Here is a 25,941-nt window from a genome sequence, read left to right as displayed (position 1 = left end):
CCTCACACGTGCAGCAATTAAGCTTATGGCCATTTTAGACATCCTCGAATTTCCCGATTCGCGCCTGCGCACTATCGCCAAACCAGTGGCCGTAGTGGACGACGAAGTGCGTCAGTTGGTCGATGACATGTTTGAAACAATGTATGAAGCGCCAGGCATCGGCCTCGCCGCGACCCAGGTCAACGTGCACAAACGTATCGTCGTGATGGACCTCTCCGAAGACCGCAGCGAACCACGGGTGTTCATCAACCCCGAGTTCGAAACCCTGACCGACGAGATGGAGCAATATCAGGAAGGCTGCCTCTCGGTGCCGGGCTTCTACGAAAACGTCGATCGCCCACAGAAGGTCAAAATCAAGGCCCTGGACCGCGACGGCCAGCCTTACGAACTGATCGCCGAAGGCCTGCTCGCGGTGTGCATCCAGCATGAATGCGACCACCTGAACGGCAAATTGTTCGTCGACTACCTGTCCAATCTCAAACGCGACCGAATCAAGAAGAAACTGGAAAAGCTCCATCGCCAGAACGCTTGATGCCCTCCTTTCAAAGGCTTGCTGCGGCAAGCCTTTTTCTTTTGCGAGACCTTTTGAATGACTGAGCCACTGCGCATCGTCTTTGCCGGCACCCCGGAATTCGCCGCCGAACACCTCAAGGCCCTGCTCGACAGCCCTTACGAGATCGTCGCGGTCTACACCCAACCGGACCGTCCGGCGGGTCGCGGGCAAAAGTTGATGCCAAGCCCGGTCAAGCAGTTGGCTCTGGAAAACAACATTCCTGTGTTGCAACCGCCAACCCTGCGCAACGAAGACGCTCAGGCTGAACTGGCCGCGCTCAAGCCGGACTTGCTGGTGGTGGTTGCCTACGGCCTGATCCTGCCGCAAGTGGTGCTGGATATTCCGCGCCTGGGATGCATCAACAGCCACGCCTCCTTGCTGCCACGCTGGCGTGGTGCGGCGCCGATCCAGCGCGCCGTCGAAGCGGGCGACAGCGAAAGCGGTGTGACCGTCATGCGCATGGAACTGGGCCTCGACACCGGGCCGATGCTGCTGAAAGTCACCACGCCGATCACCGCTGAAGACACCGGCGGCAGCCTCCACGACCGTCTGGCGAAAATGGGTCCCCCAGCGGTGATTCAGGCGATTGCCGGCCTCGCTGCCGGCACGCTGGATGGCGAAGTGCAGGACGACAGCCTCGCCACTTATGCTCACAAATTGAACAAGGATGAAGCACGCATCGACTGGACCCGTCCGGCGGTTGAGCTGGAACGTCTGGTTCGCGCCTTCAATCCATGGCCGATCTGCCACAGCACGCTAAATGGCGAAGCATTGAAGGTGTTGGCCGCCAGCCTCGCTGAAGGGCAGGGCGCTCCCGGTGAAATCCTCAGCGCCAGCAAGGATGGTTTGATCGTCGCCTGCGGTGAGCAAGCGCTGTGTCTGACTCGTCTGCAATTGCCCGGCGGCAAGGCGCTGAACTTCAGCGACTTGTTCAACAGCCGTCGTGAGAAATTCGCCGTCGGCACCGTCCTCGGTCAAGCGGCGGACGCTCAATGAATCCACGTCTGGCCGCCGCCAAGGCACTTGCTGCTGTTCTTAACGGAAAAGCCTCACTCAACAGTTCCCTGCCGACGCAGATGGACAAGGTCGAAGACCGTGATCGCGCCTTCACCCAAGACCTGGCGTTCGGCACCGCTCGCTGGCAGCCGCGTTTGTCGGCGCTGGCGGCCAAGTTGCTGCAGAAGCCGTTCAAGGCAGCCGACGCCGATGTCGAAGCGCTGTTGCTGGTCGGTCTCTACCAGTTGCTCTACACACGAGTTCCAGCCCACGCCGCCATCGGTGAAACCGTGGGTTGCGCCGACAAGCTGAAAAAGCCTTGGGCCAAGGCCTTGCTCAACGCCGTGTTGCGCCGCGCCCAGCGTGAAAGCGAAGCGCTGCTGGCGGAGCTGGAACACGATCCGGTGGTGCGCACTGCCCACCCGCGCTGGCTGCAAAAATCCCTCAAAGCCTTCTGGCCTGAGCAGTGGGAAGCCATTTGCGCGGCAAACAACGCTCACCCGCCGATGATTTTGCGGGTCAACCGCCGTCATCACAGCCGCGATGCTTACCTCGGCTTGCTGACCGCCGCCGGCATCGCCGCCACGCCGTGTGTTTACAGTCAGGACGGCATCATTCTCGAAGCCGCTGCCGACGTGCGCAGCTTGCCGGGTTTCGCCGAAGGCTGGATCAGCGTGCAGGACGAAGCCGCGCAACTGGCCGCCGATCTGCTTGATCTGGCGCCGGGCCAACGGGTGCTCGACGCCTGCTGTGCACCGGGCGGCAAGACTTGCCACATCCTTGAAGCCGAGCCGGCACTCGCCGGCGTGGTGGCGGTGGACCTGGAAGCCAAGCGTCTGGTGCGAGTGCGGGAAAACCTCGCACGCCTGGGCCTGAGCGCCGAACTGATCGCCGCCGACGGCCGCGATACCGCCACCTGGTGGGACGGCAAATCGTTCCAGCGCATTCTGCTGGACGCGCCATGCTCGGCCACCGGCGTCATCCGTCGTCATCCCGACATCAAGCTGACTCGCCAACCCGACGACATCGCCGCACTGGCGGTGCTTCAGGGCGAGCTGCTCGATGCCATGTGGATAACTTTGGAGGTCGGCGGCATCCTGCTATACGCCACCTGCTCGACGCTACCGACCGAGAACACCGAAGTCATCGAAGCCTTCCTCGCTCGCACGCCGGGCGCCCGTGAACTGGACCTCGCGACTCAAGCCGGTATCAAGCAACCTCACGGTCGCCAATTGCTGGCCCAGGACGGCGGCCACGACGGGTTCTACTACGCCAAGCTGATCAAGATCGCCGCCGCGCGCGGTTAATAGGTTTTAAGGGAGTGACTGGATGAAAATCATCATCCTTGGCGCAGGGCAGGTCGGCGGTTCGCTGGCAGAACACTTGGCCAGCGAGGCCAACGACATCACCGTGGTCGACACCGACGGCGAACGCCTGCGCGACCTTGGCGATCGGCTGGACATCCGCACCGTGCAGGGCCGCGGCTCACTGCCGACGGTGCTGCGCCAGGCCGGCGCGGACGATGCCGACATGCTGGTGGCGGTGACCAACAGCGACGAAACCAACATGGTGGCCTGCCAGGTTGCCCACACCCTGTTCCACACGCCGACCAAAATCGCCCGGGTTCGCGAAGCCGCCTACCTGACTCGCTCCGAGCTGTTCGATAACGAAGCGATCCCGGTGGACGTGCTGATCAGCCCGGAGCAAGTGGTCACCAATTACATCAAGCGCCTGATCCAGCATCCGGGCGCCTTGCAGGTGATCGACTTCGCCGAAGGCAAAGCCCAATTGGTGGCGGTCAAGGCGTACTACGGTGGCCCGCTGGTGGGCCAGCAGCTGCGTCAGTTGCGTGAACACATGCCGAATGTCGAAACCCGCGTCGCGGCGATTTTCCGTCGTGATCGGCCGATCCTGCCGCAGGGCGATACTGTGATTGAGGCGGACGACGAAGTTTTTTTCATCGCCGCCAAGGCGAATATTCGCGCCGTGATGAGCGAAATGCGCCGCCTTGATGAGAGCTACAAACGCATCGTCATCGCTGGCGGTGGGCAAATTGGCGAGCGTTTGGCCGAGGCCATCGAAAGCCGTTACCAAGTGAAGATCATCGAGATGAACCCGGCGCGCTGCCGTCATCTCTCGGACACCCTCGACAGCACCGTGGTGTTGCAGGGCAGTGCTTCGGATCGGGATCTACTGCTGGAAGAGAACATCGCCGACGCCGACCTTTTCCTGGCCCTGACCAACGACGACGAAGCCAACATCATGTCGTCGCTGCTGGCCAAGCGCCTGGGTGCGAAGAAGGTGATGACCATCATCAACAACCCGGCCTACGTCGACCTGATCCAGGGCGGCGACATCGACATCGCCATCAGCCCGCAATTGGCAACCATCGGCACCTTGCTGGCCCACGTGCGCCGTGGCGATATCGTTAGCGTGCACTCATTGCGCCGGGGCGCGGCGGAAGCCATCGAGGCGATTGCCCATGGTGATGAGAAGTCGAGTAAGGTCATCGGCAAGTCCATTGAGAACATCGGCCTGCCGCCGGGCACCACCATCGGCGCAATCATCCGCGACGAAGAGGTGATCATTGCCCACGACGACACCGTGATCGCTGCGGGTGACCATGTGATTCTGTTCCTTGTGGATAAGAAGCATATTCGGGATGTGGAGAAGCTGTTCCATGTGGGATTGAGCTTCTTCTGATCCGTGATGTGTGGCGCCTGGACTGGCCTCTTCGCGGGCAAGCCCGCTCCCACAGTATTTTGCAGTGAACACCTATCTTGTGTACGACCGAGATTCCTGTGGGAGCGGGCTTGCCCGCGAAAGCAATCTCAAGAACGAACAGTCATCCCTGAATAACATCAATAAGGAATCCACCGTGATCGAATCCCTGGAAAAAATGCTCGCCAAGGGTGTGGATAACTCATTGCTGCGCTTCGGGCTGGGCAAGGGTTATCTCGATCTTGGGGAAAACGCCAAGGCCGCTGAGCATTTCCAACGTTGTGTCGAATTCGATCCGAAGTATTCGGCAGCCTGGAAGCTGTTGGGCAAGGCCCATCTGGGGCTGAAGGATTTCGCGTCCGCACGTCAGGCGTGGGAACAGGGCCTGGAAGCCGCTCGCGCCCATGGCGACAAGCAGGCAGAAAAGGAAATGACGGTGTTTCTGAAAAAGCTCGAGCGTCAGGCTCACTAGTCAGAGGTATCGCAAACCGATGCCCTCGGCATCCACCAGCACCACTTCCATGCGCACGCGCGGCGCGCCTGTGGGTAAGTCCTGCACCTGACCGTACACCACCGCGCCCTTGGGCAAGGCCGACAAGCCCGGATGCTTGACGTAGACGCCTGTCGTCGAGAGGTTACGCGTCTGACCCAGGCATTCGCCGAAACTGTGGTGACTGATCTTGATGCGAAGAGATTTGCGGTGTTCGGACATCTTCTGCGCCCTTTATTGAACGGTTGTGGATAACCCTGGCCCCCAGGTTATCCACAGATCATGCCGATCAACTCAGTACCAGCGTTCTTCACCCGGCGGACGCTTCTTGAAGCGCTTCATGCTCCACATGTACTGGCTCGGATACGCCCGCACATAGCGCTCGACCACCTGGCTCATGGCCGCGCAGGACGTCTCGGTATCGGTGCTGTACATGGCTTCTGGCGCGGCTTCGAGGATCACTTTGTAACCCGAACCGTCCGGTAGACGTAGCGCATGCAGAAACACGCCGACCGCTTTGCCGCCCGCGAGCATGTTCGGTACGAATTTGCTGGTCAGGGCCTGAGTGGCGAAGAACGGCACGAAGATCCCGGCGGATTCGGCCGGTTCCGGGTCAGCGGGAATGCCCACTGCACCACCTTTGCGCACTTCCTTGATAACACTGAGGATGCCTTCCTTGGTGGAGGCGGCCACCCGATTGCCCAATTGCACCCGCTGCTTGCGCAGCAAATCATCCACAGCCTTCAGCTTTGGCGGACGATAAAAGATGATCGGTTTGCACTGGCTGCAATAGAAGTGGTTCAACACTTCCCAGTTGCCAAGGTGACTGGTGATGCCGACGACACCTTTGCCAGAGGCGAGGGCGTCCTTCAATACGTCCAGACCTTCGACTTCACGCACCAGATCGATGGAGCGCTGGGCCGGCCAGATCCAGGCGCAGGCGCTTTCGGTCAAGGATTTGCCGATGTCTTTCAGACTCTGGCCTACCAGACGCTCACGCTCGGCCGGGTCCATATCCGGGAAGCACTTGGCGAGATTGATCCGCACCACATCGCGGGAACGGTTCGGGGTTTTCCACATCATCCAGCCGATGGCCGAGCCCACGGCTTGTACTGCCCGCCACGGAAGCAAGGCAAACAACCGCAGAGCGCCTACCAGCAAGGCGCCTTTAAACTTATCCACAGGTCACTCCTGATCTTGTGCTGTGCGCGAGGCGGCTATTCTAACCGCCGTTCGCCAGGGTCGCGTAGCGATCACAATCCTGGGTGTGGTCCATGACCATGCCCGAGGCCTGCATCAGCGCGTAACAAATGGTCGGACCGACGAAGGTAAAACCGGCCTTTTTCAGGCCTTTGCTCATCTCCACGGCGGTCGGCGTCACCGCCGGCACTTCGCTGCGATCCTTGAAATGATTGATCACAGGCTTGCCGTCGACGAAGGACCAGAGAAACTCCACCGGATCCTCCAGCGCCAGCCAGGCCTGGGCATTGCGCCGGGCCGCATTGAGTTTGAGGCGATTGCGAATAATGCCCGGATCGAGCATCAATTCATCGATTTCGGCGTCGCTCATTTGCGCCACGCGCTGTACGTCGAAGCCGAACATCACCTGACGATAGTGCTCACGTTTACGCAGCACGGTGATCCAGGAAAGGCCGGCCTGGAACCCTTCGAGCAAAAGCAACTCGAACAATCCCTGCGCATCGCGTAGCGGCGTACCCCACTCCTGATCGTGATAAGCCATGTACAGCGGATCTTCGGAACACCAAAAGCAGCGTGGCATAAGGCTCCAGGGGGCGTGCGCAGGACCGAATCGGGTATACTCCCGCTCTTTAAATCGCAGCCCAAGAAACAGGTGAATTTCGTGAGCCAGCCTACGCCAGCCGTGCGTACCTTCCAAGACTTGATCCTCGCCCTCCAGCAATACTGGGCCGAGCAAGGTTGTGTGGTACTTCAGCCCTACGATATGGAAGTAGGCGCCGGGACTTTCCACACTGCCACGTTTCTGCGCGCCATTGGCCCGGAAACCTGGAACGCCGCTTATGTGCAGCCCAGTCGTCGCCCGACTGACGGCCGCTACGGCGAAAACCCGAACCGTCTGCAGCACTACTACCAGTTCCAGGTCGTGCTGAAGCCGAACCCGGACAACTTCCAGGAACTGTACCTGGGCTCCCTCAAGCATGTCGGCCTGGACCCGCTGGTCCACGACATTCGCTTTGTTGAAGACAACTGGGAATCACCAACACTGGGCGCCTGGGGTCTGGGCTGGGAAGTCTGGCTCAACGGCATGGAAGTGACGCAGTTCACTTACTTCCAGCAAGCGGGCGGCATCGAGTGCTACCCGGTGACCGGCGAGATCACTTACGGTCTGGAGCGCCTGGCCATGTACCTGCAAGGCGTGGACTCGGTTTACGACCTGGTCTGGGCTGACGGTCCGATGGGCAAAGTGACCTACGGCGACGTGTTCCACCAGAACGAAGTGGAGCAGTCGACCTATAACTTCGAACACGCCAACGTCGAGAAGCTGTTCGAACTGTTCGATTTCTACGAAAGCGAAGCCAAGCGCCTGATCGAACTCGACCAGCCGCTGCCGTTGCCGAGCTACGAAATGGTGTTGAAAGCCTCCCACACCTTCAACCTGCTGGATGCGCGCCGGGCGATCTCGGTGACCGCGCGTCAGCAATACATTCTGCGTGTCCGCACCCTGGCGCGTTCCGTTGCGCAAGCCTACCTGCTGGCTCGCGCCAAGCTGGGCTTCCCGATGGCGACCCCGGACTTGCGTGACGAAGTACTGGCCAAGCTGGAGGCTGCACAATGAGTGCTCAAGATTTTCTGGTTGAACTGGGCACCGAAGAACTGCCACCCAAAGCCCTGAACACCCTGGCCGACGCGTTCCTGGCCGGTATCGACAAGGGCCTGCAAGCCGCCGGCCTGAACTACGAGACCAAAACCGTCTACGCCGCGCCACGACGTCTGGCTGTGCTGATCACTTCACTCGCGACTCATCAGCCGGATCGCAGCATCAACCTCGATGGCCCGCCACGTCAGGCTGCATTCGATGCCGAAGGCAACCCGACTCAAGCGGCATTGGGCTTCGCCAAGAAGTGCGGCGTCGACCTGAGCGAAATCGATCAAAGCGGCCCGAAACTGCGTTACAGCCAAAGCATCGCCGGCAAACCGACCGCGAGCCTGCTGTCGACCATCGTCGAAGATTCCCTGAACGACCTGCCGATTCCCAAGCGCATGCGCTGGGGTGCTCGCAAGGAAGAATTCGTTCGTCCGACCCAGTGGCTGGTGATGCTGCTCGGTGACCAGGTCATCGATTGCACCATCCTCGCCCAGAAGGCGGGTCGCGATTCCCGTGGTCACCGCTTCCATCACCCGCAAAGCGTGCGCATCACCTCGCCGGCCAACTACCTGACCGACCTGCGTGCTGCTTACGTACTGGCCGATGCCAACGAGCGTCGCGAACTGATCAGCAAGCGCGTCGAAGAGCTGGCGACGATGCAGGAAGGGACGGCGATCGTGCCGCCAGCGCTGCTCGACGAAGTGACCGCGCTGGTTGAATGGCCGGTGCCGCTGGTGTGCTCGTTCGAAGAGCGTTTCCTCGACGTGCCGCAAGAAGCCCTGATCACCACCATGCAGGACAACCAGAAGTATTTCTGCCTGCTGGATGCCGACGGCAAGTTGCTGCCACGTTTCATTACCGTGGCCAACATCGAAAGCAAAGACCCACAGCAGATCATCGCCGGTAACGAGAAAGTGGTTCGTCCACGCCTGACCGACGCCGAGTTCTTCTTCAAGCAAGACAAGAAGCAGAAACTCGAAGACTTCAACCTGCGCCTGCAGAACGTGGTGTTCCAGGAAAAACTCGGCAGCGTCTACGACAAGGCCGAGCGCGTTTCCAAACTCGCTGCGTTCATCGCCCAACGCATTGGCGGTAACGCCGCGTGGGCTTCCCGTGCCGGGCTGCTGTCCAAGTGCGACCTGGCGACCGAGATGGTCGGTGAGTTCCCGGAGATGCAAGGTGTCGCCGGTTACTACTACGCCCTCAACGACGGCGAGCCGGAAGAAGTCGCTCTGGCGCTGAACGAGCAATACATGCCGCGCGGTGCCGGTGCGGAACTGCCGACCACCCTGACCGGTGCGGCCGTGGCCATCGCTGACAAGCTCGACACGCTGGTGGGCATTTTCGGTATCGGCATGCTGCCAACCGGTAGTAAAGACCCGTACGCCTTGCGCCGTGCTGCGCTGGGTGTGTTGCGGATCCTGATCGACAAGAAGCTCGACCTCGACCTGAACGACGCCGTGGCGTTTGCCGTGAACGCGTTCGGTACCAAGGTCAAGGTTGCCGGCCTGAACGACTCGGTGCTGGAGTTTGTCTTCGACCGTCTGCGTGCCCGTTACGAAGACGAAGGCGTGGATGTCGGCACTTACCTGTCGGTTCGTGCCCTGAAACCGGGTTCGGCGCTGGACTTCGATCAACGCGTACAAGCGGTAGAGGCGTTCCGCAAATTGCCGGAAGCCGCTGCCCTGGCCGCGGTGAACAAGCGCGTTTCGAACTTGCTGAGCAAGGTAGAAGGCTCTGTTCCTTCGGTCGTGGAAGCCAAGTACTTCGACAACGCCAACGAGTTCTCCCTGTACTCGGCGATCCAGCAGGCTGACCAGGCTGTCCAGCCGATGGCTGCGGCGCGTCAGTACAGCGAATCCCTGGCACGTCTGGCTGCCTTGCGCGAGCCGGTGGATGCGTTCTTCGAAGCCGTGATGGTCAACGCTGAAGATGCCAAGGTCCGCGCCAACCGTTATGCGTTGCTGTCGCGCCTGCGTGGGCTGTTCCTCGGCGTCGCCGACATTTCGCTGCTGGGTTGAGGGGCTGCTGTTGAAACTGCTGATTCTCGATCGGGACGGGGTGATCAATTACGACTCCGACGCTTACATCAAGTCGGTGGAGGAGTGGATTCCGCTCCCTGGTTCGATCGAAGCCATCGCGCAGTTGAGCAAGGCCGGCTGGACGGTAGCGGTGGCTACCAACCAGTCGGGCATCGCTCGCGGCTATTACGACATCGCCACCCTGGACGCCATGCACGAGCGCTTGCGCGAGCGGGTGGCGGAGCAGGGCGGTGAAGTCGGGCTAATCGTCTATTGCCCGCACGGGCCGGACGATGGCTGCGAATGCCGCAAACCAAAACCCGGGATGTTGAAAGCCATCGCCGCGCATTACAACGTATCGCTGACCAATCTTTGGTTCGTCGGCGATACCCTAGGTGACCTGGAGGCCGCCAAAGCCGTCGATTCTCAGCCAGTTTTGGTAAAGACCGGGAAAGGCGAAAAGACTTTGGGCAAGACCCTACCGGCAGGTACCTTGATTTTTGACGATCTGGCGGCGATTGCCGCAGAACTTATCCACAATTAGAGTGCTTCGATTGTTCCTGACCAGGGATTGATCGGGAGTGCGCTTTATATAGACGGGCAGAGCCCGCAACGGTAAATGTCGCCATGTCGATACTGCAGGCCATCAGATCCTTCCTCTTTTACCTGCTGCTGGGCATCAGCTCCTTGCTCTGGTGCAGCCTGAGCTTTTTTATCGCGCCTTTTCTACCGTTCAGGGCGCGCTATCGCTTCATCAATGTGTACTGGTGCCGCTGCGCCTTGTGGCTGAGCAAAGTCTTTCTGGGTATCAGCTACGAAGTGAAGGGCGCCGAGAACGTGCCCGACCAGCCCTGCGTGATTCAGTCGAACCATCAGAGCACGTGGGAGACGTTCTTTCTATCCGCTTACTTCGAGCCGTTGAGCCAGGTACTGAAGCGCTCATTGCTGTTTGTACCGTTCTTCGGCTGGGCCATGGCCATGCTGCGACCGATCGCCATCGACCGCGACAACCCTAAAGCGGCACTCAAGCATGTGGCGAAGAAGGGCGATGAACTGCTGAAAGACGGCGTCTGGGTTCTGATCTTCCCAGAGGGAACGCGCGTTCCTTACGGCACCATCGGAAAGTTCTCTCGCGGTGGTACTGCTTTAGCCGTCAACGCCGCACTTCCCGTGCTGCCGATTGCGCACAATGCTGGCAAGTTCTGGCCGAAAACCGGTTGGGCGAAGAAGCAGGGCGTCATTACCGTGATCATCGGTGAGCCGATGTACGCCGTGGGCAGTGGGCCGCGCGCCATTGCCGATCTGAATGATCGGGTCCAGGCCTGGAACGAGCAGATGCAACGTGAAATGGGTTCGCTGCCAGCAGCCCCTGCGGCCCCCTCCGCCAACGATCAGGTTGCTGTCTGAGATTCTGTGGATAACCTGTGTACCGTTTTGTCGAAAAGTAGCGTTTTTTGTTTTTAAGTTTATGATTTATATACATATTTCTTAAACACATAAAACGCCGGAAATGGTGCATAAGTTTTTTTCGGGCGCAAAAAAACCGGCTGATATAGCCGGTTTTTTTATGCCCGGGGTTTGCTAGGTTTCAGGCTTCGCACGAAGGGCCCGTGGGGGCTGCTTTCACGGAATCGCAGAAATAAAAAAGGCCAACGCTTGAGCGTTGGCCTTTTTCGTTTGGCAGGTTCGCTGGATCAGAAGTCCAGGTTGGAAACCGCCAGGGCGTTGCTTTCGATGAAGTCACGGCGAGGCTCGACCGCATCACCCATCAGGGTGTTGAAGATCTGGTCCGCGCCAATGGCGTCTTCGATGGTCACTTTGAGCATCCGGCGCTGACTTGGGTCCATGGTGGTTTCCCACAGCTGATCAGGGTTCATCTCACCCAGACCTTTGTATCGCTGGATGGTGTGACGCTTGGTGCTTTCGGCCATCAGCCATTCAAGGGCTTCCTTGAACTCCGTGACCGGCTTCTTGCGCTCGCCACGCTGGATATACGCGCCGTCGTCCAGCAAGGTGCTCAGTTGAGCGCCCAGAGAAACAACAGTCTTGTAATCGTTGCTGCCGAAGAAGTCGCGGTTGAAGGTGACGTAGTTCGACAAGCCGTGGGAGATCAGTTCGACCTCAGGCAGCCAGACGTTACGTTCACGGTCTTCACGCAGGCTGGCTTTATAAACCAGGCCGGATTTCTCGACAGTGCGCAGACGAACTTCGTACTGGGCCATCCAATCCTGCATCGCTGCGTGATCAGACAATTGCTCCAGGCTGACGGCTGGCAGGTAGATGAAGTGCTCGGTCAGCTCCTGTGGGTACAGGCGCGACAGACGCTTGAGGGTCTTCATCACCAGACGGAAGTCATTCACCAGACGCTCAAGGGCTGCACCGGAGATACCCGGGGCTTCCTCGTTCAGGTGCAGGCTCGCGTCTTCCAGGGCCGACTGCGTCATGTACTCTTCCATGGCGTCGTCGTCTTTGATGTATTGCTCTTGCTTGCCTTTCTTGACCTTGTACAGCGGTGGCTGGGCGATGTAGATGTAGCCGCGCTCGATCAGCTCCGGCAACTGACGGAAGAAGAAGGTCAGCAGCAGGGTACGGATGTGCGAACCGTCGACGTCAGCATCGGTCATGATGATGATGTTGTGGTAACGCAGCTTCGCGATGTTGTATTCATCGCGGCCAATGCCACAGCCCAGCGCGGTGATCAAGGTGCCCACTTCTTGCGAAGAGATCATCTTGTCGAAGCGCGCCTTCTCGACGTTCAGGATCTTACCTTTCAACGGCAGGATGGCCTGAGTGCGGCGGTTACGTCCCTGCTTGGCGGAGCCGCCAGCAGAGTCACCTTCCACGAGGTACAGTTCGGAAAGGGCAGGGTCTTTTTCCTGGCAGTCAGCCAGTTTGCCCGGCAAACCGGCGATATCCAGCGCGCCTTTACGACGGGTCATCTCACGGGCTTTACGTGCCGCTTCACGCGCACGCGCCGCGTCGATCATCTTGCCGACGACCAGTTTGGCTTCGTTCGGGTTTTCCAGCAGGAAGTCGGAGAAGTACTTACCCATTTCCTGTTCGACCGCGGTCTTCACTTCGGAAGAAACCAGCTTGTCTTTGGTCTGGGAGCTGAACTTCGGATCCGGTACTTTTACCGAGATAATCGCGGTAAGACCTTCACGGGCATCGTCACCGGTGGTGGCGACCTTGTGCTTCTTCGCCAAGCCTTCAGCTTCGATGTAGGTGTTCAGGTTACGCGTCAGTGCGGAACGGAAACCCACCAAGTGAGTACCGCCATCGCGCTGCGGGATGTTGTTGGTGAAGCACAACAGATTCTCGTTGAAGCTGTCGTTCCACTGCAGGGCGATTTCCACGCCGATGCCGTCTTCACGCTGGACATTGAAATGGAACACCTGGTTGACCGGGGTCTTGTTGGTGTTCAGGTATTCAACGAACGCACGCAGGCCGCCTTCGTACTTGAACAGCTCTTCCTTGCCGCTGCGCTCATCCTTGAGGACGATGCCGACACCGGAGTTGAGGAAGGACAGTTCACGAATCCGCTTGGCCAGGATGTCCCAGCTGAAGTGGATGTTCTTGAAGGTCAGATCGGACGGCTTGAAGTGAATCTGGGTACCGGTGCTTTCGCTTTCGCCAACGATTTTCATCGGCTCTTTTGGAACACCGTGAATGTAGGTCTGTTCCCAGATCTTGCCGCTGCGGCGAACGGTCAGAACCAGCTCTTCGGACAAGGCGTTCACAACCGACACACCGACACCGTGCAGACCGCCGGATACTTTGTAGGAGTTGTCGTCGAACTTACCGCCGGCGTGCAGCACGGTCATTATGACCTCGGCTGCCGAGACGCCTTCTTCTTTGTGCACGTCAACCGGGATACCACGACCGTTGTCGCGAACGGTGATGGACTCATCCGGGTGGATAATGATGCTGATGTCGTCGCAGTGGCCAGCGAGCGCTTCATCGATGGAGTTGTCGACTACCTCGAAGACCATGTGGTGCAGACCGCTACCATCGTCGGTGTCACCAATGTACATACCGGGACGTTTGCGTACGGCATCCAGGCCTTTCAGCACTTTAATGCTCGTTGAGTCGTAGGTATTCGTATTTTCTTCGCTCAATGCCTTCACTCCCGATGGTCGTGGGTCTGGGTGATACGGCCCTGTTCCACGTGGAACAGAGCGACTGGCGTTTCCGTCTGCCAGCCTTCCCTCAATAATTCGTGATCTACACAGGTGATAAACACCTGGCAGCGTAAGTCTTCCAGCAAGCGGCAAAGCGCACGGCGGTGTTGCTCATCCAGTTCGGACGGCAGGTCATCCACCAGATAAATACACTGGCCGCGTCGGGCCTGGCTAACCAAGTGCCCTTGGGCAATCCGCAATGCACAGACCACCAGCTTCTGCTGACCGCGAGACAATATGTCCGCGGCGTTGTGTGCGCCCAATCTAAGGCGCAAATCAGCGCGCTGCGGTCCGGCCTGGGTATGACCCATTTGCTGATCCCGCTGAAGGGACCCGGCGAGTACTGCACTCAGCTCTCGGTCTTTGTCCCAACCTCGGTAATAGCTGAGCGTTAAGCCCTCGAGCTCAACGAGTTCGCTCAAGGTCTGTTCAAAGACTGGTTTCAAGGCTTTGATATAAGCGCGGCGGTATTCATCAATTTCAGCGCTGGCCTGGCACAGTTCCCTGTCCCAAACCGCTTGCGAAACGGCGTCAAGTGTACCATGCCGCAGCCAAGAGTTTCTCTGGCGCAGGGCCTTCTGCAAGCGCTGCCAGGTGGACATGAATCGTGGTTCCACGTGGAACACGCCCCAGTCGAGAAACTGCCGGCGAATCTTCGGTGCGCCTTCCAGCAAGCGGAAGCTATCAGGGTTGATCAGTTGCAGCGGCAGGATTTCCGCCAGTTGCGCCGCGCTCCGGGCGTTCTGCCCGTCGATGCGAATCTGGAACTCCCCTTGACGGTCTCGGGAGATCCCCAAGGCGCTGTGCCCACCCTCGGCCAACTCCACCTGACCAAACACCGTACAGGCGAGCTGCTCGTACTGGATGACCGGTAACAGGCGGGTGCTACGAAACGAACGGGCAAGCCCCAGCAGATGAATGGCTTCCAGAACACTGGTTTTTCCGCTGCCGTTGGCGCCGTAAAGAATGTTGATTCGGGGGGAAGGGGAGAAGGTCACCGGGTGCAGATTGCGCACCGCGGTGACCGAGACGCGACTTAAGGACATCTAGCTTCTGCTGAGCATGATTACAGACGCATCGGCATGACAACGTAGGCCGAGTCGTCGTTGTCGGACTCTTGCACCAGCGCGCTGCTGTTGGAGTCGGACAGAATCAAGCGAACCTGCTCAGTGGTCATCACGCCCAGTACGTCGAGCAGATAGCTCACGTTGAAGCCGATTTCCAGATTGCCGCCGTTGTACTCAACGCCCACTTCTTCTTCAGCTTCTTCCTGTTCCGGGTTATTCGCCTGGATCTTCAGCTGACCATTGGCCAGTTGCAGACGGATGCCGCGGTACTTCTCGTTGGACAGAATCGCGGTACGACTGAAGGCTTCACGCAGGGCCTGACGATCGCCGAGTACCAGTTTGTCGCCACCTTTCGGCAGAACACGCTCGTAGTCCGGGAATTTGCCGTCGACCAGTTTCGACGTGAAGGTGAACTCGCCAGTGGTCGCACGAATGTGGTGCTGGCCCAGTACGATACTGACGATGCCGTCCGGCTCAGTCAGCAGGCGCGCCAGTTCAAGGATACCTTTACGTGGCACGATGACCTGGTGGCGATCCGGCTGACCGATATCAGCCTGCATCGAGCACATGGCCAAGCGGTGACCGTCGGTGGCCACGGCGCGGATGATGCCAGCCGAGACTTCCAGCAGCATGCCGTTGAGGTAGTAACGCACGTCCTGCTGGGCCATGGCGAAGCTGGTCCGTTCAATCAGGCGCCGCAATTTGCTTTGCTCAAGGCTGCACGTCAACGAGCCAGGGCCTTCTTCCACAGTCGGGAAGTCATTGGCCGGCAGGGTCGACAGGGTGAAGCGGCTACGGCCGGCCTTCACCACGAGCTTCTGCTCGTCAACCTTGATGTCGATCAGCGCATCGTTCGGCAAGCTCTTGCAGATATCCATCAGCTTGCGCGCAGGCACAGTGATGGAACCTGGATCAGCCGGTTCTTCGAGTTGCACGCGACCAACCAGCTCGACTTCCAGGTCGGTACCGGTCAGCGACAGTTGCTGGCCTTCGACAACCAGCAGCACGTTGGAGAGCACCGGCAAGGTCTGTCGGCGCTCGACGACGCCTGCGACCAGTTGCAGGGGTTTCAACAGGGCTTCGCGTTGAATGGTGAAATGCATGGTCTAGTCCCTTGCCTTAATAAGCTGCGCTGGTGTTCATCAAGTGGTCAGTGTACGCAGCAGGTTCTTGTAGTCCTCGCGGATGTCCGCGTCGGATTCCTTAAGTTCGTTGATCTTGCGGCAGGCGTGCAAAACAGTCGTGTGGTCCCGGCCGCCAAACACATCGCCGATTTCCGGCAGGCTGTGGTTAGTCAACTCTTTGGACAACGCCATGGCAACCTGACGCGGACGAGCTACCGAACGCGAACGACGTTTGGACAACAAGTCGGAGATCTTGATCTTGTAGTACTCGGCGACCGTGCGCTGAATGTTATCCACAGAGACCAGTTTGTCTTGCAGTGCCAACAGATCTTTCAGGGATTCGCGAATCAGCTCGATGGTGATATCGCGGCCCATGAAGTGCGAGTGGGCGATCACGCGTTTGAGCGCGCCTTCCAGCTCACGGACATTGGAACGAATACGTTGGGCAATGAAGAACGCCGCGTCATGGGGCAGATCGACTTTGGCCTGATCGGCCTTTTTCATCAGGATCGCCACGCGGGTTTCCAGTTCCGGCGGCTCGACGGCTACCGTCAGGCCCCAGCCGAAGCGGGATTTGAGGCGCTCTTCAAGGCCTTCGATTTCTTTCGGGTAGCGGTCACTGGTGAGAATGACCTGCTGGCCACCTTCAAGCAGGGCGTTGAAGGTGTGGAAAAACTCTTCCTGGGAACGTTCCTTGCGGGCGAAGAACTGAATGTCATCGATCAGCAACGCATCCACCGAGCGGTAGAAGCGCTTGAACTCGTTGATCGCATTCAGCTGCAAGGCCTTGACCATGTCCGCGACGAAACGCTCGGAATGCAGGTACACAACCTTGGCATTCGGATTCTTCTTTAATAGGTGGTTACCCACAGCGTGCATCAAGTGGGTTTTACCCAAGCCGACGCCACCATAAAGGAAAAGCGGGTTGTAACCGTGCTTGGGATTGTCCGCCACTTGCCAGGCCGCAGCCCGGGCCAGTTGGTTGGACTTGCCCTCGACGAAGTTTTCGAAGGTGAAGGTGCGGTTCAGGTAGCTGGTGTGCTTGAGCGCGCCTTCGACCTGCACCGTACGCTGTTCGGCGCGAATCGGGGCTTGTTGCGAACTGGCCCCGGCCATCGGGTCGAAGCTGTCGCGCGATGGCTCTTCATTAACCTCTGCAACTTTTTGCGTCGCACGCTTGGTCGGAGCGGCTACCTGGGCTGGCGCCGGGGCGCTGACAGGTGCTTGAGCGGCCTGAGCCTGTGAAGCAGCGGCGGCCAACGGAGCATTCGGGGCTGCACGTGGTGCCGAACTGCGTTTGCTGCCTATTAATAAGGACAGCGCCGGCGCGATGCCATTGCCATGCTCATCCAGCAGTTCAAGGACGCGGCCCAGGTACTTTTCGTTGACCCAGTCGAGAACAAAACGATTCGGTGCGTAGACACGCAACTCGTCGCCTTCGGCTTCGACCTGTAGTGGACGGATCCAAGTGTTGAATTGTTGGGCAGGCAGCTCATCGCGCAAAAGCTCCACGCACTGCTGCCAAAGTTCCACTGACACGGATATCCCCTAAGTTGAAAGCCGGTGAGGCAAAAACAAGCCGCCATTGTAGCCGACCAAGCCCCGACTTATCCACACGAAGGTTGTGCACCTGCCATGAAGAATCAGTGATTTATACGAAAAAAAGACGACCAGCGGTCTGTGCATAAGCTCTGTGGATAACCGGGCCTAAGGTCGTTGTACAAGTGGGGGCGAAACTCGGTGGATAACCACGTTGTGGATAACTACCTCTTTCACACACAGCTTATCCGACAGCGCAGCACAGGGTTACCACCGTTTTCCACCGTAGTTGTCATTCTCTGTACAGCACGACTTTAAAGGGCTGATGGCAGTTATCCACAGATGATCGTGTCCCTAGCTTTTATAAGCTTTACAGAAAAGCTTTAAATACTTTCCTTCTTAATTTCTATATCTAGCCAATGGAGCTCGGCAGGAAAAACGTCTGGAGATCTATTTATAAGGAAACGCTGGTTGGAAATTGACCTAGAGGCTTGCTTTCTCTAGAATCCCCGGTCTCTTAAAACGGGGGCCATTCCGGCCCGTTGTGGACGAACCAGGTAACACGACAATGAAACGTACTTTCCAACCAAGCACTATCAAACGCGCTCGTACTCACGGTTTCCGTGCTCGCATGGCTACCAAAAACGGTCGTGCCGTCCTGTCGCGTCGTCGCGCCAAAGGTCGTGCGCGTCTGGCAGTTTGATAATCCGGCACTGGAGGTGAGTCAGGACTTCAGTCGGGAAAAGCGTCTGCTTACTCCCCGGCATTTCAAGGCAGTCTTTGACTCCCCTACCGGCAAGGTTCCGGGGAAAAATCTCCTGCTCCTTGCGCGCAACAACGATCTTGATCACCCCCGTCTCGGGCTGGTTATCGGGAAAAAGAGCGTAAAGCTCTCCGTCGAGCGCAATCGCCTCAAACGTCTGATGCGCGAATCGTTCCGTCTGAACCAGGACTCACTGGCCGGCTGGGACATCGTTATCGTCGCGCGCAAAGGTTTGGGTGACGTAGAAAACCCCGAATTGATTCAGCATTTCGGCAAACTCTGGAAGCGTCTGGCACGCAGCACGCCGGTACCAGCAGTCAAAACCGAAACTGTAGGGGTAGACAGTCCCGATGCGTAAACTGGCACTCGTTCCGATCCAGTTTTATCGCTATGCCATTAGTCCTCTGATGGCCAGTCACTGTCGTTTCTACCCCAGTTGTTCCTGCTACGCGTATGAAGCCATAGAAAATCATGGCCTTCTGCGCGGTGGCTGGCTGGCCTTTCGTCGTTTAGGTCGCTGTCATCCGTGGAATCCCGGTGGTTATGACCCGGTTCCATCTATCCCTACCTCCCGTTCTTCTTCGATGGCCGAGTAATCATGGATATCAAACGCACGATCCTGATCGTCGCCCTGGCAATCGTGTCCTACGTTATGGTTCTTAAATGGAACCAGGACTATGGCCAGGCTGCCCTGCCGACTCAGAATGTTGCTTCCAGTACTACCGCACCGGGCCTACCGGATACGGCGACTGGCAATAATGCTTCTGTCAGTGACGACATTCCACGCGCCGCAAGCGATACCAGTGCAACTGCACCTGCTGAAACACCAGTAGCTGCAAGCAAAGACCTCATCCAGATCAAAACGGATGTGCTCAACCTGGCAATCGATCCACAAGGTGGTGATGTTGCGCAGTTGACGCTGCCGCTGTATCCACGTCGCCAGGACCATCCGGAAATTCCTTTCCAGTTGTTCGATAACGGCAACGAGCGGACTTATCTGGCTCAAAGTGGTTTGATCGGCACCAACGGTCCGGACGCCAGTCCTGCCGGCCGTCCGGTTTACTCCTCGGAGAAGAAGATTTACCAACTGGCTGATGGTCAGGACCAATTGGTCGCAGACCTGAAGTTCAGCAAGGACGGCGTCAACTACATCAAGCGTTTCACCCTGAAACGTGGCCTGTATGACGTAACCGTTTCCTACCTGATCGATAACCAGAGTGCTCAGCCCTGGTCCGGTGCAATGTTCGCGCAATTGAAGCGTGACGCCAGCTCCGATCCTTCTTCCAGCACCGCCACCGGCACCGCGACTTACCTGGGCGCCGCCCTGTGGACAAGTAACGAGCCGTACAAGAAAGTGTCCATGAAGGACATGGACAAGGCTCAGCTGAAAGAAACCGTTAACGGTGGTTGGGTTGCATGGTTGCAGCACTACTTCGTGACCGCGTGGATTCCGGCGAAAGGCGAGAACAACCTCGTCCAGACCCGTAAAGACAGCAAAGGCAACTACATCATCGGCTACACCGCTCCGGCAATGACCGTCGCGCCAGGTGCAAAAGCCGAGACCAGTGCCGTTCTGTATGCCGGTCCGAAAAGTCAGGCCGTGCTGAAAGAGTTGTCCCCGGGTCTGGAACTGACCGTCGACTACGGCATTCTGTGGTTCATTGCCCAGCCAATCTTCTGGCTGCTGCAACATATCCACGCGCTGGTCGGTAACTGGGGCTGGTCGATCATCTTCCTGACCATGCTGATCAAAGGGATCTTCTTCCCGTTGTCGGCTGCCAGCTACAAATCCATGGCGCGCATGCGTGCAGTGGCACCGAAACTGGCAGCGCTGAAAGAGCAACATGGCGACGACCGGCAGAAAATGTCGCAATCCATGATGGAGCTGTACAAGAAAGAAAAGATCAATCCGCTGGGTGGTTGCTTGCCAATCCTCGTGCAGATGCCGGTTTTCCTTTCGCTGTACTGGGTTCTGCTGGAAAGCGTTGAAATGCGCCAAGCGCCGTTCATGCTGTGGATTACTGACCTGTCGATCAAGGATCCGTTCTTCATTCTGCCGATCATCATGGGTGCAACCATGTTCATCCAGCAGCAGCTGAACCCGACTCCTCCGGACCCGATGCAGGCCAAGGTGATGAAGTTGATGCCAATCATCTTCACCTTCTTCTTCCTGTGGTTCCCGGCTGGTCTGGTGCTGTACTGGGTAGTGAACAACTGCCTGTCGATCGCCCAACAGTGGTACATCACTCGTAAGATCGAAGCAGCTACCAAAGCAGCTGCCTGACTTACACTGTGGATAACCACTCAAAACGCCCCCTAGTGGGGCGTTTTGCTATCTGTCACTTTTGTCTGGATAACGGTTTATGAGCGTTCCTCGTGAAACCATCGCCGCCGTCGCCACCGCTCAAGGTCGCGGCGGGGTAGGCATCGTCCGTATTTCCGGGCCGCTGGCGAGTGTTGCAGCCAAGGCCTTCAGCGGTCGTGAACTCAAGCCGCGATTCGCCCACTACGGCCCGTTCCTCAGTAAAAACGATGAGGTGCTGGATCAAGGTATCGCCCTGTATTTTCCCGGCCCGAACTCGTTCACCGGCGAAGATGTGCTGGAGCTCCAGGGCCATGGTGGTCCGATAGTTCTGGATATGCTGCTCAAGCGTTGCCTGGAACTGGGCTGTCGGTTGGCCCGGCCGGGGGAATTCAGCGAGCGCGCGTTCCTCAATGACAAACTCGACCTGGCTCAGGCCGAGGCCATCGCTGATTTGATCGAAGCGAGTTCTGCACAGGCTGCGCGAAATGCCCTGCGTTCCTTGCAGGGCGCATTCTCCGAACGTGTGCATAACCTCACCGAGCAATTGATTGGCCTGCGCATCTATGTCGAAGCGGCGATCGACTTCCCTGAAGAAGAAATCGACTTCCTCGCCGATGGCCACGTATTGAGCATGCTCGACAAAGTGCGTGACGAGTTATCCACCGTACTACGGGAAGCCGGGCAGGGTGCCTTGCTGCGTGACGGGATGACCGTGGTGATCGCCGGCCGGCCGAATGCCGGTAAATCCAGCCTGTTGAATGCGCTGGCCGGCCGTGAAGCCGCGATCGTCACCGAGATTGCCGGCACTACCCGGGACATTCTTCGTGAACATATCCACATCGATGGTATGCCGCTGCACGTAGTCGACACCGCAGGCCTGCGAGATACCGAAGACCAGGTGGAAAAAATCGGCGTCGAGCGAGCGTTGAAAGCGATCGGCGAGGCTGATCGCGTGCTGTTGGTGGTCGATGCTACGGCTCCTGAGGCACTTGATCCGTTCGCGTTATGGCCTGAATTCCTGGAAATCCGTCCGGATCCGGCGAAAGTCACGCTGATTCGAAACAAGGCTGACCTCACTGGCGAAGCCATTGCCCTGGAAGTCAGCGGGGATGGCCACGTCACCATCAACCTGAGCGCCAAATCTGCAGGTGAAGGGCTGGAATTGCTGCGCGACCACCTCAAGGCCTGCATGGGTTACGAGCAGACCTCTGAAAGCAGCTTCAGTGCTCGCAGGCGTCACCTTGAAGCGTTGCGCCACGCCAGTGCGTCCCTTGAGCACGGCCGTGCACAGCTGACCCTGGCGGGTGCCGGTGAACTGTTAGCCGAGGATTTGCGACAAGCCCAACACGCTTTGGGTGAAATCACTGGTGCATTCAGCTCCGATGACCTGCTGGGACGGATCTTTTCCAGCTTCTGTATCGGTAAATAATCTTCCCCGTTGTCCACAGACAGGCCATTCGTGCCTGTCTGTTCCCTCCTTTTCTTAAATTCTCTTCCGGTGCTGAGCAGATTCTTTCTGCTTGAGCGGATTTCCCGTGCCCAGGATTTGCTTATTCAGCAGTTTTCTGTGGATTAAGCCCTGTGAATAACTGCCTCTAAGGGCAGTTGATAACAGGGCCTCAAAACTGAAGATAACCGCCCCTGTGGATAAGCACCCCTTTCATCCACAGGCTTAAACCGGTTATCCAAGGGCCTAATTGGCACATGACCACAGGGTTTTGAATCTCTGTACATATTGAATATAAAGGCCTGTAGAGATCTATCCACAGAAATGTGCCTCAGTAGAAATAAACATAAAAACAAAGATTTAATAAATTTCTTTCTTTTTAATTTCTATAACCGCGACTTCTCCACAGCTGGTTAAATTTTGTGCAAAGGGTTCTTTAGGAAGGGCGAAGTCCCTATACTTGCCGACCAGGTCCAAAAACCTGAGATCAACCTATTCCGGATTACCTAACTGAAGCAGGCACGAGGTGCGTGGTGGATTTCCCTTCCCGTTTTGAAGTGATCGTCATCGGCGGCGGTCATGCCGGTACCGAGGCAGCACTGGCCTCAGCACGCATGGGTGCAAAAACCCTGTTACTGACGCATAACGTGGAAACCCTCGGTGCCATGAGTTGCAACCCCGCTATCGGTGGGATCGGCAAAAGCCATCTGGTCAAGGAAATCGATGCCCTCGGCGGCGCGATGGCCATGGCTACCGATAAGGGCGGTATTCAATTTCGCGTATTGAACAGCCGCAAAGGCCCGGCCGTGCGGGCAACCCGCGCTCAGGCTGATCGGGTTCTGTACAAGGCCGCTGTCCGCGAAATCCTCGAAAACCAGCCGAACCTGTGGATATTTCAACAGGCAGCCGACGACCTGATCGTCGAGCAGGAACAAGTGCGCGGTGTTGTCACCCAAATGGGCCTGCGTTTCCTCGCGGATTCCGTGGTGTTAACTACTGGCACCTTCCTCGGTGGACTTATCCACATCGGAATGCAGAACTTTTCCGGTGGCCGTGCCGGTGATCCGCCATCGATCGCCCTGGCTCACCGTTTGCGTGAATTGCCATTGCGCGTTGGTCGCCTGAAAACCGGCACCCCACCGCGTATCGACGGTCGTTCTGTGGATTTCTCGGTGATGACCGAGCAAGCCGGCGATACACCGATCCCGGTGATGTCGTTCATGGGTTCCAAAGAGCAGCACCCGAAACAGGTCAGCTGCTGGATTACCCACACCAACGCCCGCACCCATGAAATCATTGCCGCCAACCTTGATCGGTCGCCGATGTATTCCGATGCCGGTGTGATCGAAGGTATCGGCCCGCGTTACTGCCCGTCGATCGAAGACAAGATCCATCGCTTTGCCGACAAGGAAAGCCATCAGGTCTTCATCGAGCCGGAAGGCCTGACGACCAACGAGCTGTACCCGAACGGGATATCCACATCCTTGCCGTTCGATGTGCAACTGCAGATCGTGCAATCGATCCGCGGCATGGAAAACGCGCACATCGTTCGTCCGGGTTACGCCATCGAATACGACTACTTCGACCCGCGTGACCTGAAGTACAACCTGGAAACCAAAGTCATCGGCGGTCTGTTCTTCGCCGGACAAATCAACGGCACCACCGGTTACGAAGAAGCCGGCGCCCAGGGTTTGCTGGCCGGGGCCAACGCCGCACTGCGTGCTCAGGGCAAAGATGCCTGGTGCCCGCGTCGCGACGAGGCGTACATCGGAGTGTTGGTCGACGACCTGATTACCCTGGGTACCCAGGAACCGTATCGGATGTTCACGTCCCGCGCCGAATACCGCCTGATCCTGCGTGAAGATAACGCTGACCTGCGCTTGACCGAAAAAGGTCGCGAACTGGGTCTGGTGGATGACGCGCGTTGGGCTGCGTTCTGCACCAAACGCGAAAGCATTACGCTGGAAGAGCAACGCCTGAAAAGTACCTGGGTTCGCCCGGGCACTGAGCAAGGCGATGCGATTTCCGAGAAATTCGGCACGCCGCTGACCCACGAATACAACTTGCTCAACCTGCTGAGCCGTCCGGAAATCGACTACGCTGGTCTGATCGCCGTCACCGGTGGGGGTGCAGAAGATCCACAAGTCGCCGAGCAGGTCGAAATCAAGACCAAATACGCCGGTTACATCGATCGCCAGCAGGATGAAATCGCACGGCTGCGGGCCAGCGAAGACACAAAACTGCCTGTGGATATCGATTACACGAATATTTCCGGTCTCTCCAAAGAGATCCAGAGCAAGCTCGGCGCGACCCGTCCAGAGACCTTGGGCCAGGCGTCGCGTATCCCGGGTGTGACGCCGGCAGCGATTTCGCTGTTGATGATTCATTTGAAAAAACGCGGCGCGGGCCGTCAGTTGGAGCAAAGCGCTTGAGTTCGTTGGTCACCTCGCAACACGCAGAAGAGTTATCCACAGGTGCTCGCCAGCTCGGTGTCACGCTGACAGAAACCCAACATGCTCAGCTGCTGGGTTATCTGGCCCTGTTGATCAAATGGAACAAGGCTTACAACCTGACCGCCGTACGCGATCCGGATGAAATGGTTTCCCGTCACTTGCTCGATAGTTTGAGCGTAATGTCGTTCGTCGAAAACGGCCGCTGGCTGGACGTTGGCAGCGGCGGCGGCATGCCGGGTATTCCGTTGGCCATCCTGTTTCCAGAGTCTCAAGTGACCTGCCTGGACAGCAACGGCAAGAAAACCCGCTTCCTGACTCAGGTCAAACTCGAACTCAAACTGGATAACCTTCAAGTTATCCACAGTCGCGTCGAAGCTTTTCAGCCTGATCAGCCATTCAACGGGATCATTTCCCGGGCGTTCAGCAGCATGGAGAACTTCAGCAACTGGACTCGCCACCTCGGCGACACCGAAACACGTTGGCTGGCAATGAAGGGCGTTCATCCCGCCGATGAGCTGGTAGCATTGCCGGCAGACTTCCACCTCGATAGCGAACACGCCTTGGCCGTACCCGGTTGCCAAGGCCAACGCCATCTGCTGATACTGCGCCGCACGGCATGATTGGGAACACAAGCAAGAATGGCTAAGGTATTCGCGATAGCGAACCAAAAGGGTGGTGTGGGCAAGACCACCACCTGTATCAACCTCGCAGCTTCCCTGGTCGCTACCAAGCGTCGGGTGCTGTTGATCGATCTCGATCCACAGGGCAACGCCACCATGGGTAGCGGTGTGGATAAACACGGCCTGGAGAACTCGGTCTACGACCTGCTGATCGGCGAATGCGATCTGGCCCAGGCCATGCACTATTCCGAACACGGTGGTTACCAACTGCTGCCGGCCAACCGCGACCTGACCGCGGCCGAAGTGGTTCTGCTGGAAATGCAGATGAAGGAAAGCCGCCTGCGCAGCGCGCTGGCACCGATCCGTGAAAACTACGATTACATTTTGATCGACTGCCCGCCATCGTTGTCGATGCTCACGCTTAACGCACTGGTTGCGGCTGACGGGGTGATTATCCCCATGCAGTGCGAGTACTTCGCGCTCGAAGGTTTGAGCGACCTTGTGGATAACATCAAGCGCATCGCTGAGTTGCTGAACCCGAACCTGAAAGTCGAAGGCCTGTTGCGGACCATGTATGACCCGCGCCTGAGCCTGATGAACGATGTTTCGGCGCAGCTCAAGGAACACTTCGGCGAGCAGCTCTACGACACGGTGATTCCGCGCAACATCCGCCTGGCCGAAGCGCCAAGCTATGGCATGCCGGCGCTGGCGTACGACAAATCATCGCGGGGCGCCATTGCCTATCTGGCATTGGCGGGCGAGATGGTTCGTCGTCAACGCAAAAACTCACGCACTGCCGCTGCTCAGGCAACTTAA

Annotated in this window: 24 protein-coding genes; 17 read left to right on the top strand and 7 right to left on the bottom strand. The window is 57.9% G+C overall.

The features are described 5' to 3' along the window. Nucleotides 1-25 precede the first annotated feature (25 nt). The 5 genes from def (at nucleotide 26) to EAH74_RS03270 (ending at nucleotide 4,742) form a co-directional block, all read left to right on the top strand. Nucleotides 26-532 carry a peptide deformylase gene (gene def / locus EAH74_RS03290; RefSeq protein ID WP_046056612.1) on the top strand — a complete coding sequence of 169 codons (507 nt, stop codon included), beginning with the start codon at nucleotides 26-28 and terminating at the stop codon, nucleotides 530-532. Between the two features lie 57 nt (nucleotides 533-589). After that, nucleotides 590-1,549 carry a methionyl-tRNA formyltransferase gene (gene fmt / locus EAH74_RS03285; protein ID WP_140675893.1) on the top strand — a complete coding sequence of 320 codons (960 nt, stop codon included), beginning with the start codon at nucleotides 590-592 and terminating at the stop codon, nucleotides 1,547-1,549. Then, complete coding sequence (gene rsmB, locus EAH74_RS03280) at nucleotides 1,546-2,856, top strand: 16S rRNA (cytosine(967)-C(5))-methyltransferase RsmB (protein ID WP_140675890.1); 1,311 nt, start codon at nucleotides 1,546-1,548, stop codon at nucleotides 2,854-2,856. The genes fmt and rsmB overlap by 4 nt, the downstream gene beginning before the upstream one ends. 22 nt (nucleotides 2,857-2,878) lie before the next feature. Beyond that, on the top strand, nucleotides 2,879-4,252 hold the full coding sequence (gene trkA, locus EAH74_RS03275) for a Trk system potassium transporter TrkA (protein ID WP_140675886.1): 1,374 nt from the start codon (nucleotides 2,879-2,881) through the stop codon (nucleotides 4,250-4,252). A 196-nt stretch (nucleotides 4,253-4,448) separates the two neighbouring features. Beyond that, on the top strand, nucleotides 4,449-4,742 hold the full coding sequence (locus EAH74_RS03270) for a tetratricopeptide repeat protein (protein WP_170206608.1): 294 nt from the start codon (nucleotides 4,449-4,451) through the stop codon (nucleotides 4,740-4,742). Here the strand turns inward: EAH74_RS03270 and EAH74_RS03265 are convergent, their stop codons facing one another. The 3 genes from EAH74_RS03265 to tag all read right to left on the bottom strand — a co-directional run bounded on the left by EAH74_RS03265 (nucleotide 4,743) and on the right by tag (nucleotide 6,540). Next, nucleotides 4,743-4,982: a PilZ domain-containing protein gene (locus EAH74_RS03265; RefSeq protein ID WP_140675883.1), complete on the bottom strand. Its 240-nt coding sequence runs from the start codon at nucleotides 4,980-4,982 to the stop codon at nucleotides 4,743-4,745. Between the two features lie 72 nt (nucleotides 4,983-5,054). Then, nucleotides 5,055-5,942: a lysophospholipid acyltransferase gene (locus EAH74_RS03260; RefSeq protein WP_140675879.1), complete on the bottom strand. Its 888-nt coding sequence runs from the start codon at nucleotides 5,940-5,942 to the stop codon at nucleotides 5,055-5,057. A gap of 40 nt (nucleotides 5,943-5,982) precedes the next feature. Further along, entirely contained in the window at nucleotides 5,983-6,540 is a 558-nt protein-coding gene (tag, locus tag EAH74_RS03255) for a DNA-3-methyladenine glycosylase I (protein WP_140675875.1), read from the bottom strand. Nucleotides 6,541-6,621: 81 nt separating this feature from the next. Between tag and glyQ the strand changes: the two genes are divergently transcribed. From glyQ to EAH74_RS03235, 4 genes are all read left to right on the top strand, one after another. Beyond that, on the top strand, nucleotides 6,622-7,575 hold the full coding sequence (gene glyQ, locus EAH74_RS03250) for a glycine--tRNA ligase subunit alpha (protein WP_008155694.1): 954 nt from the start codon (nucleotides 6,622-6,624) through the stop codon (nucleotides 7,573-7,575). Then, nucleotides 7,572-9,626, top strand: a complete 2,055-nt coding sequence (gene glyS, locus EAH74_RS03245; protein WP_140675852.1) for a glycine--tRNA ligase subunit beta — start codon at nucleotides 7,572-7,574, stop codon at nucleotides 9,624-9,626. The genes glyQ and glyS overlap by 4 nt, the downstream gene beginning before the upstream one ends. 4 nt (nucleotides 9,627-9,630) lie before the next feature. After that, nucleotides 9,631-10,170: a D-glycero-beta-D-manno-heptose 1,7-bisphosphate 7-phosphatase gene (gmhB, locus tag EAH74_RS03240; protein ID WP_170206203.1), complete on the top strand. Its 540-nt coding sequence runs from the start codon at nucleotides 9,631-9,633 to the stop codon at nucleotides 10,168-10,170. Between the two features lie 83 nt (nucleotides 10,171-10,253). Further along, nucleotides 10,254-11,033, top strand: coding sequence for a lysophospholipid acyltransferase family protein (locus EAH74_RS03235; RefSeq protein ID WP_140675846.1), 780 nt, complete (start codon nucleotides 10,254-10,256; stop codon nucleotides 11,031-11,033). Between the two features lie 287 nt (nucleotides 11,034-11,320). Here EAH74_RS03235 and gyrB read toward each other — a convergent pair whose 3' ends face one another. The 4 genes from gyrB to dnaA are packed head-to-tail and all read right to left on the bottom strand — an operon-like array spanning nucleotide 11,321 to nucleotide 17,537. Beyond that, nucleotides 11,321-13,744: a DNA topoisomerase (ATP-hydrolyzing) subunit B gene (gyrB, locus tag EAH74_RS03230; protein WP_140675843.1), complete on the bottom strand. Its 2,424-nt coding sequence runs from the start codon at nucleotides 13,742-13,744 to the stop codon at nucleotides 11,321-11,323. A 5-nt stretch (nucleotides 13,745-13,749) separates the two neighbouring features. Next, nucleotides 13,750-14,853 (bottom strand): DNA replication/repair protein RecF, encoded by a 1,104-nt coding sequence (recF, locus tag EAH74_RS03225; RefSeq protein ID WP_008064628.1) that lies wholly within the window; start codon nucleotides 14,851-14,853, stop codon nucleotides 13,750-13,752. A 20-nt stretch (nucleotides 14,854-14,873) separates the two neighbouring features. Next, entirely contained in the window at nucleotides 14,874-15,977 is a 1,104-nt protein-coding gene (gene dnaN / locus EAH74_RS03220; protein ID WP_017341709.1) for a DNA polymerase III subunit beta, read from the bottom strand. 39 nt (nucleotides 15,978-16,016) lie between these two features. Then, on the bottom strand, nucleotides 16,017-17,537 hold the full coding sequence (gene dnaA, locus EAH74_RS03215; protein WP_033059693.1) for a chromosomal replication initiator protein DnaA: 1,521 nt from the start codon (nucleotides 17,535-17,537) through the stop codon (nucleotides 16,017-16,019). Between the two features lie 568 nt (nucleotides 17,538-18,105). Here dnaA and rpmH point away from each other — a divergent pair. From rpmH to EAH74_RS03170, 8 genes are all read left to right on the top strand, one after another. Then, a complete protein-coding gene (gene rpmH / locus EAH74_RS03210; RefSeq protein ID WP_003213577.1) occupies nucleotides 18,106-18,240 on the top strand; it encodes a 50S ribosomal protein L34 in 135 nt (44 codons plus the stop codon). A gap of 16 nt (nucleotides 18,241-18,256) precedes the next feature. Beyond that, nucleotides 18,257-18,658 (top strand): ribonuclease P protein component, encoded by a 402-nt coding sequence (gene rnpA, locus EAH74_RS03205; protein WP_031319201.1) that lies wholly within the window; start codon nucleotides 18,257-18,259, stop codon nucleotides 18,656-18,658. Next, nucleotides 18,651-18,896, top strand: a complete 246-nt coding sequence (gene yidD, locus EAH74_RS03200; protein ID WP_074872215.1) for a membrane protein insertion efficiency factor YidD — start codon at nucleotides 18,651-18,653, stop codon at nucleotides 18,894-18,896. Before rnpA ends, yidD begins: the two co-directional genes overlap by 8 nt. Nucleotides 18,897-18,898: 2 nt before the next feature. After that, nucleotides 18,899-20,584 (top strand): membrane protein insertase YidC, encoded by a 1,686-nt coding sequence (gene yidC, locus EAH74_RS03195; RefSeq protein WP_129439752.1) that lies wholly within the window; start codon nucleotides 18,899-18,901, stop codon nucleotides 20,582-20,584. Nucleotides 20,585-20,663: 79 nt separating this feature from the next. Further along, on the top strand, nucleotides 20,664-22,034 hold the full coding sequence (gene mnmE / locus EAH74_RS03190; protein ID WP_140675840.1) for a tRNA uridine-5-carboxymethylaminomethyl(34) synthesis GTPase MnmE: 1,371 nt from the start codon (nucleotides 20,664-20,666) through the stop codon (nucleotides 22,032-22,034). A gap of 551 nt (nucleotides 22,035-22,585) precedes the next feature. Further along, nucleotides 22,586-24,484: a tRNA uridine-5-carboxymethylaminomethyl(34) synthesis enzyme MnmG gene (gene mnmG / locus EAH74_RS03180; RefSeq protein ID WP_046044925.1), complete on the top strand. Its 1,899-nt coding sequence runs from the start codon at nucleotides 22,586-22,588 to the stop codon at nucleotides 24,482-24,484. Next, nucleotides 24,481-25,125 carry a 16S rRNA (guanine(527)-N(7))-methyltransferase RsmG gene (gene rsmG, locus EAH74_RS03175; protein WP_033059687.1) on the top strand — a complete coding sequence of 215 codons (645 nt, stop codon included), beginning with the start codon at nucleotides 24,481-24,483 and terminating at the stop codon, nucleotides 25,123-25,125. Before mnmG ends, rsmG begins: the two co-directional genes overlap by 4 nt. An 18-nt stretch (nucleotides 25,126-25,143) precedes the next feature. Next, nucleotides 25,144-25,941, top strand: coding sequence for a ParA family protein (locus EAH74_RS03170; protein ID WP_008155709.1), 798 nt, complete (start codon nucleotides 25,144-25,146; stop codon nucleotides 25,939-25,941).

The organism is Pseudomonas mandelii (assembly GCF_006438925.1).
In the GTDB taxonomy this organism is placed as follows: domain Bacteria; phylum Pseudomonadota; class Gammaproteobacteria; order Pseudomonadales; family Pseudomonadaceae; genus Aquipseudomonas; species Aquipseudomonas mandelii_C.
This window is presented reverse-complemented; position numbering and strand designations above follow the sequence as displayed.

Excerpts from the sequence above, each read along its gene's own strand:
- EAH74_RS03265 (WP_140675883.1), bottom strand. The coding sequence starts at position 4,982 with ATGTCCGAACACCGCAAATCTCTTCGCATCAAGATCAGTCACCACAGT.
- mnmE (WP_140675840.1), top strand. The coding sequence starts at position 20,664 with ATGAGCGTTCCTCGTGAAACCATCGCCGCCGTCGCCACCGCTCAAGGT.
- EAH74_RS03270 (WP_170206608.1), top strand. The coding sequence starts at position 4,449 with ATGCTCGCCAAGGGTGTGGATAACTCATTGCTGCGCTTCGGGCTGGGC.
- fmt (WP_140675893.1), top strand. The coding sequence starts at position 590 with ATGACTGAGCCACTGCGCATCGTCTTTGCCGGCACCCCGGAATTCGCC.
- EAH74_RS03170 (WP_008155709.1), top strand. The coding sequence starts at position 25,144 with ATGGCTAAGGTATTCGCGATAGCGAACCAAAAGGGTGGTGTGGGCAAG.
- recF (WP_008064628.1), bottom strand. The coding sequence starts at position 14,853 with ATGTCCTTAAGTCGCGTCTCGGTCACCGCGGTGCGCAATCTGCACCCG.
- def (WP_046056612.1), top strand. The coding sequence starts at position 26 with ATGGCCATTTTAGACATCCTCGAATTTCCCGATTCGCGCCTGCGCACT.
- tag (WP_140675875.1), bottom strand. The coding sequence starts at position 6,540 with ATGCCACGCTGCTTTTGGTGTTCCGAAGATCCGCTGTACATGGCTTAT.
- rsmB (WP_140675890.1), top strand. The coding sequence starts at position 1,546 with ATGAATCCACGTCTGGCCGCCGCCAAGGCACTTGCTGCTGTTCTTAAC.
- yidD (WP_074872215.1), top strand. The coding sequence starts at position 18,651 with ATGCGTAAACTGGCACTCGTTCCGATCCAGTTTTATCGCTATGCCATT.
- EAH74_RS03235 (WP_140675846.1), top strand. The coding sequence starts at position 10,254 with ATGTCGATACTGCAGGCCATCAGATCCTTCCTCTTTTACCTGCTGCTG.
- trkA (WP_140675886.1), top strand. The coding sequence starts at position 2,879 with ATGAAAATCATCATCCTTGGCGCAGGGCAGGTCGGCGGTTCGCTGGCA.
- dnaN (WP_017341709.1), bottom strand. The coding sequence starts at position 15,977 with ATGCATTTCACCATTCAACGCGAAGCCCTGTTGAAACCCCTGCAACTG.
- rpmH (WP_003213577.1), top strand. The coding sequence starts at position 18,106 with ATGAAACGTACTTTCCAACCAAGCACTATCAAACGCGCTCGTACTCAC.
- yidC (WP_129439752.1), top strand. The coding sequence starts at position 18,899 with ATGGATATCAAACGCACGATCCTGATCGTCGCCCTGGCAATCGTGTCC.
- glyS (WP_140675852.1), top strand. The coding sequence starts at position 7,572 with ATGAGTGCTCAAGATTTTCTGGTTGAACTGGGCACCGAAGAACTGCCA.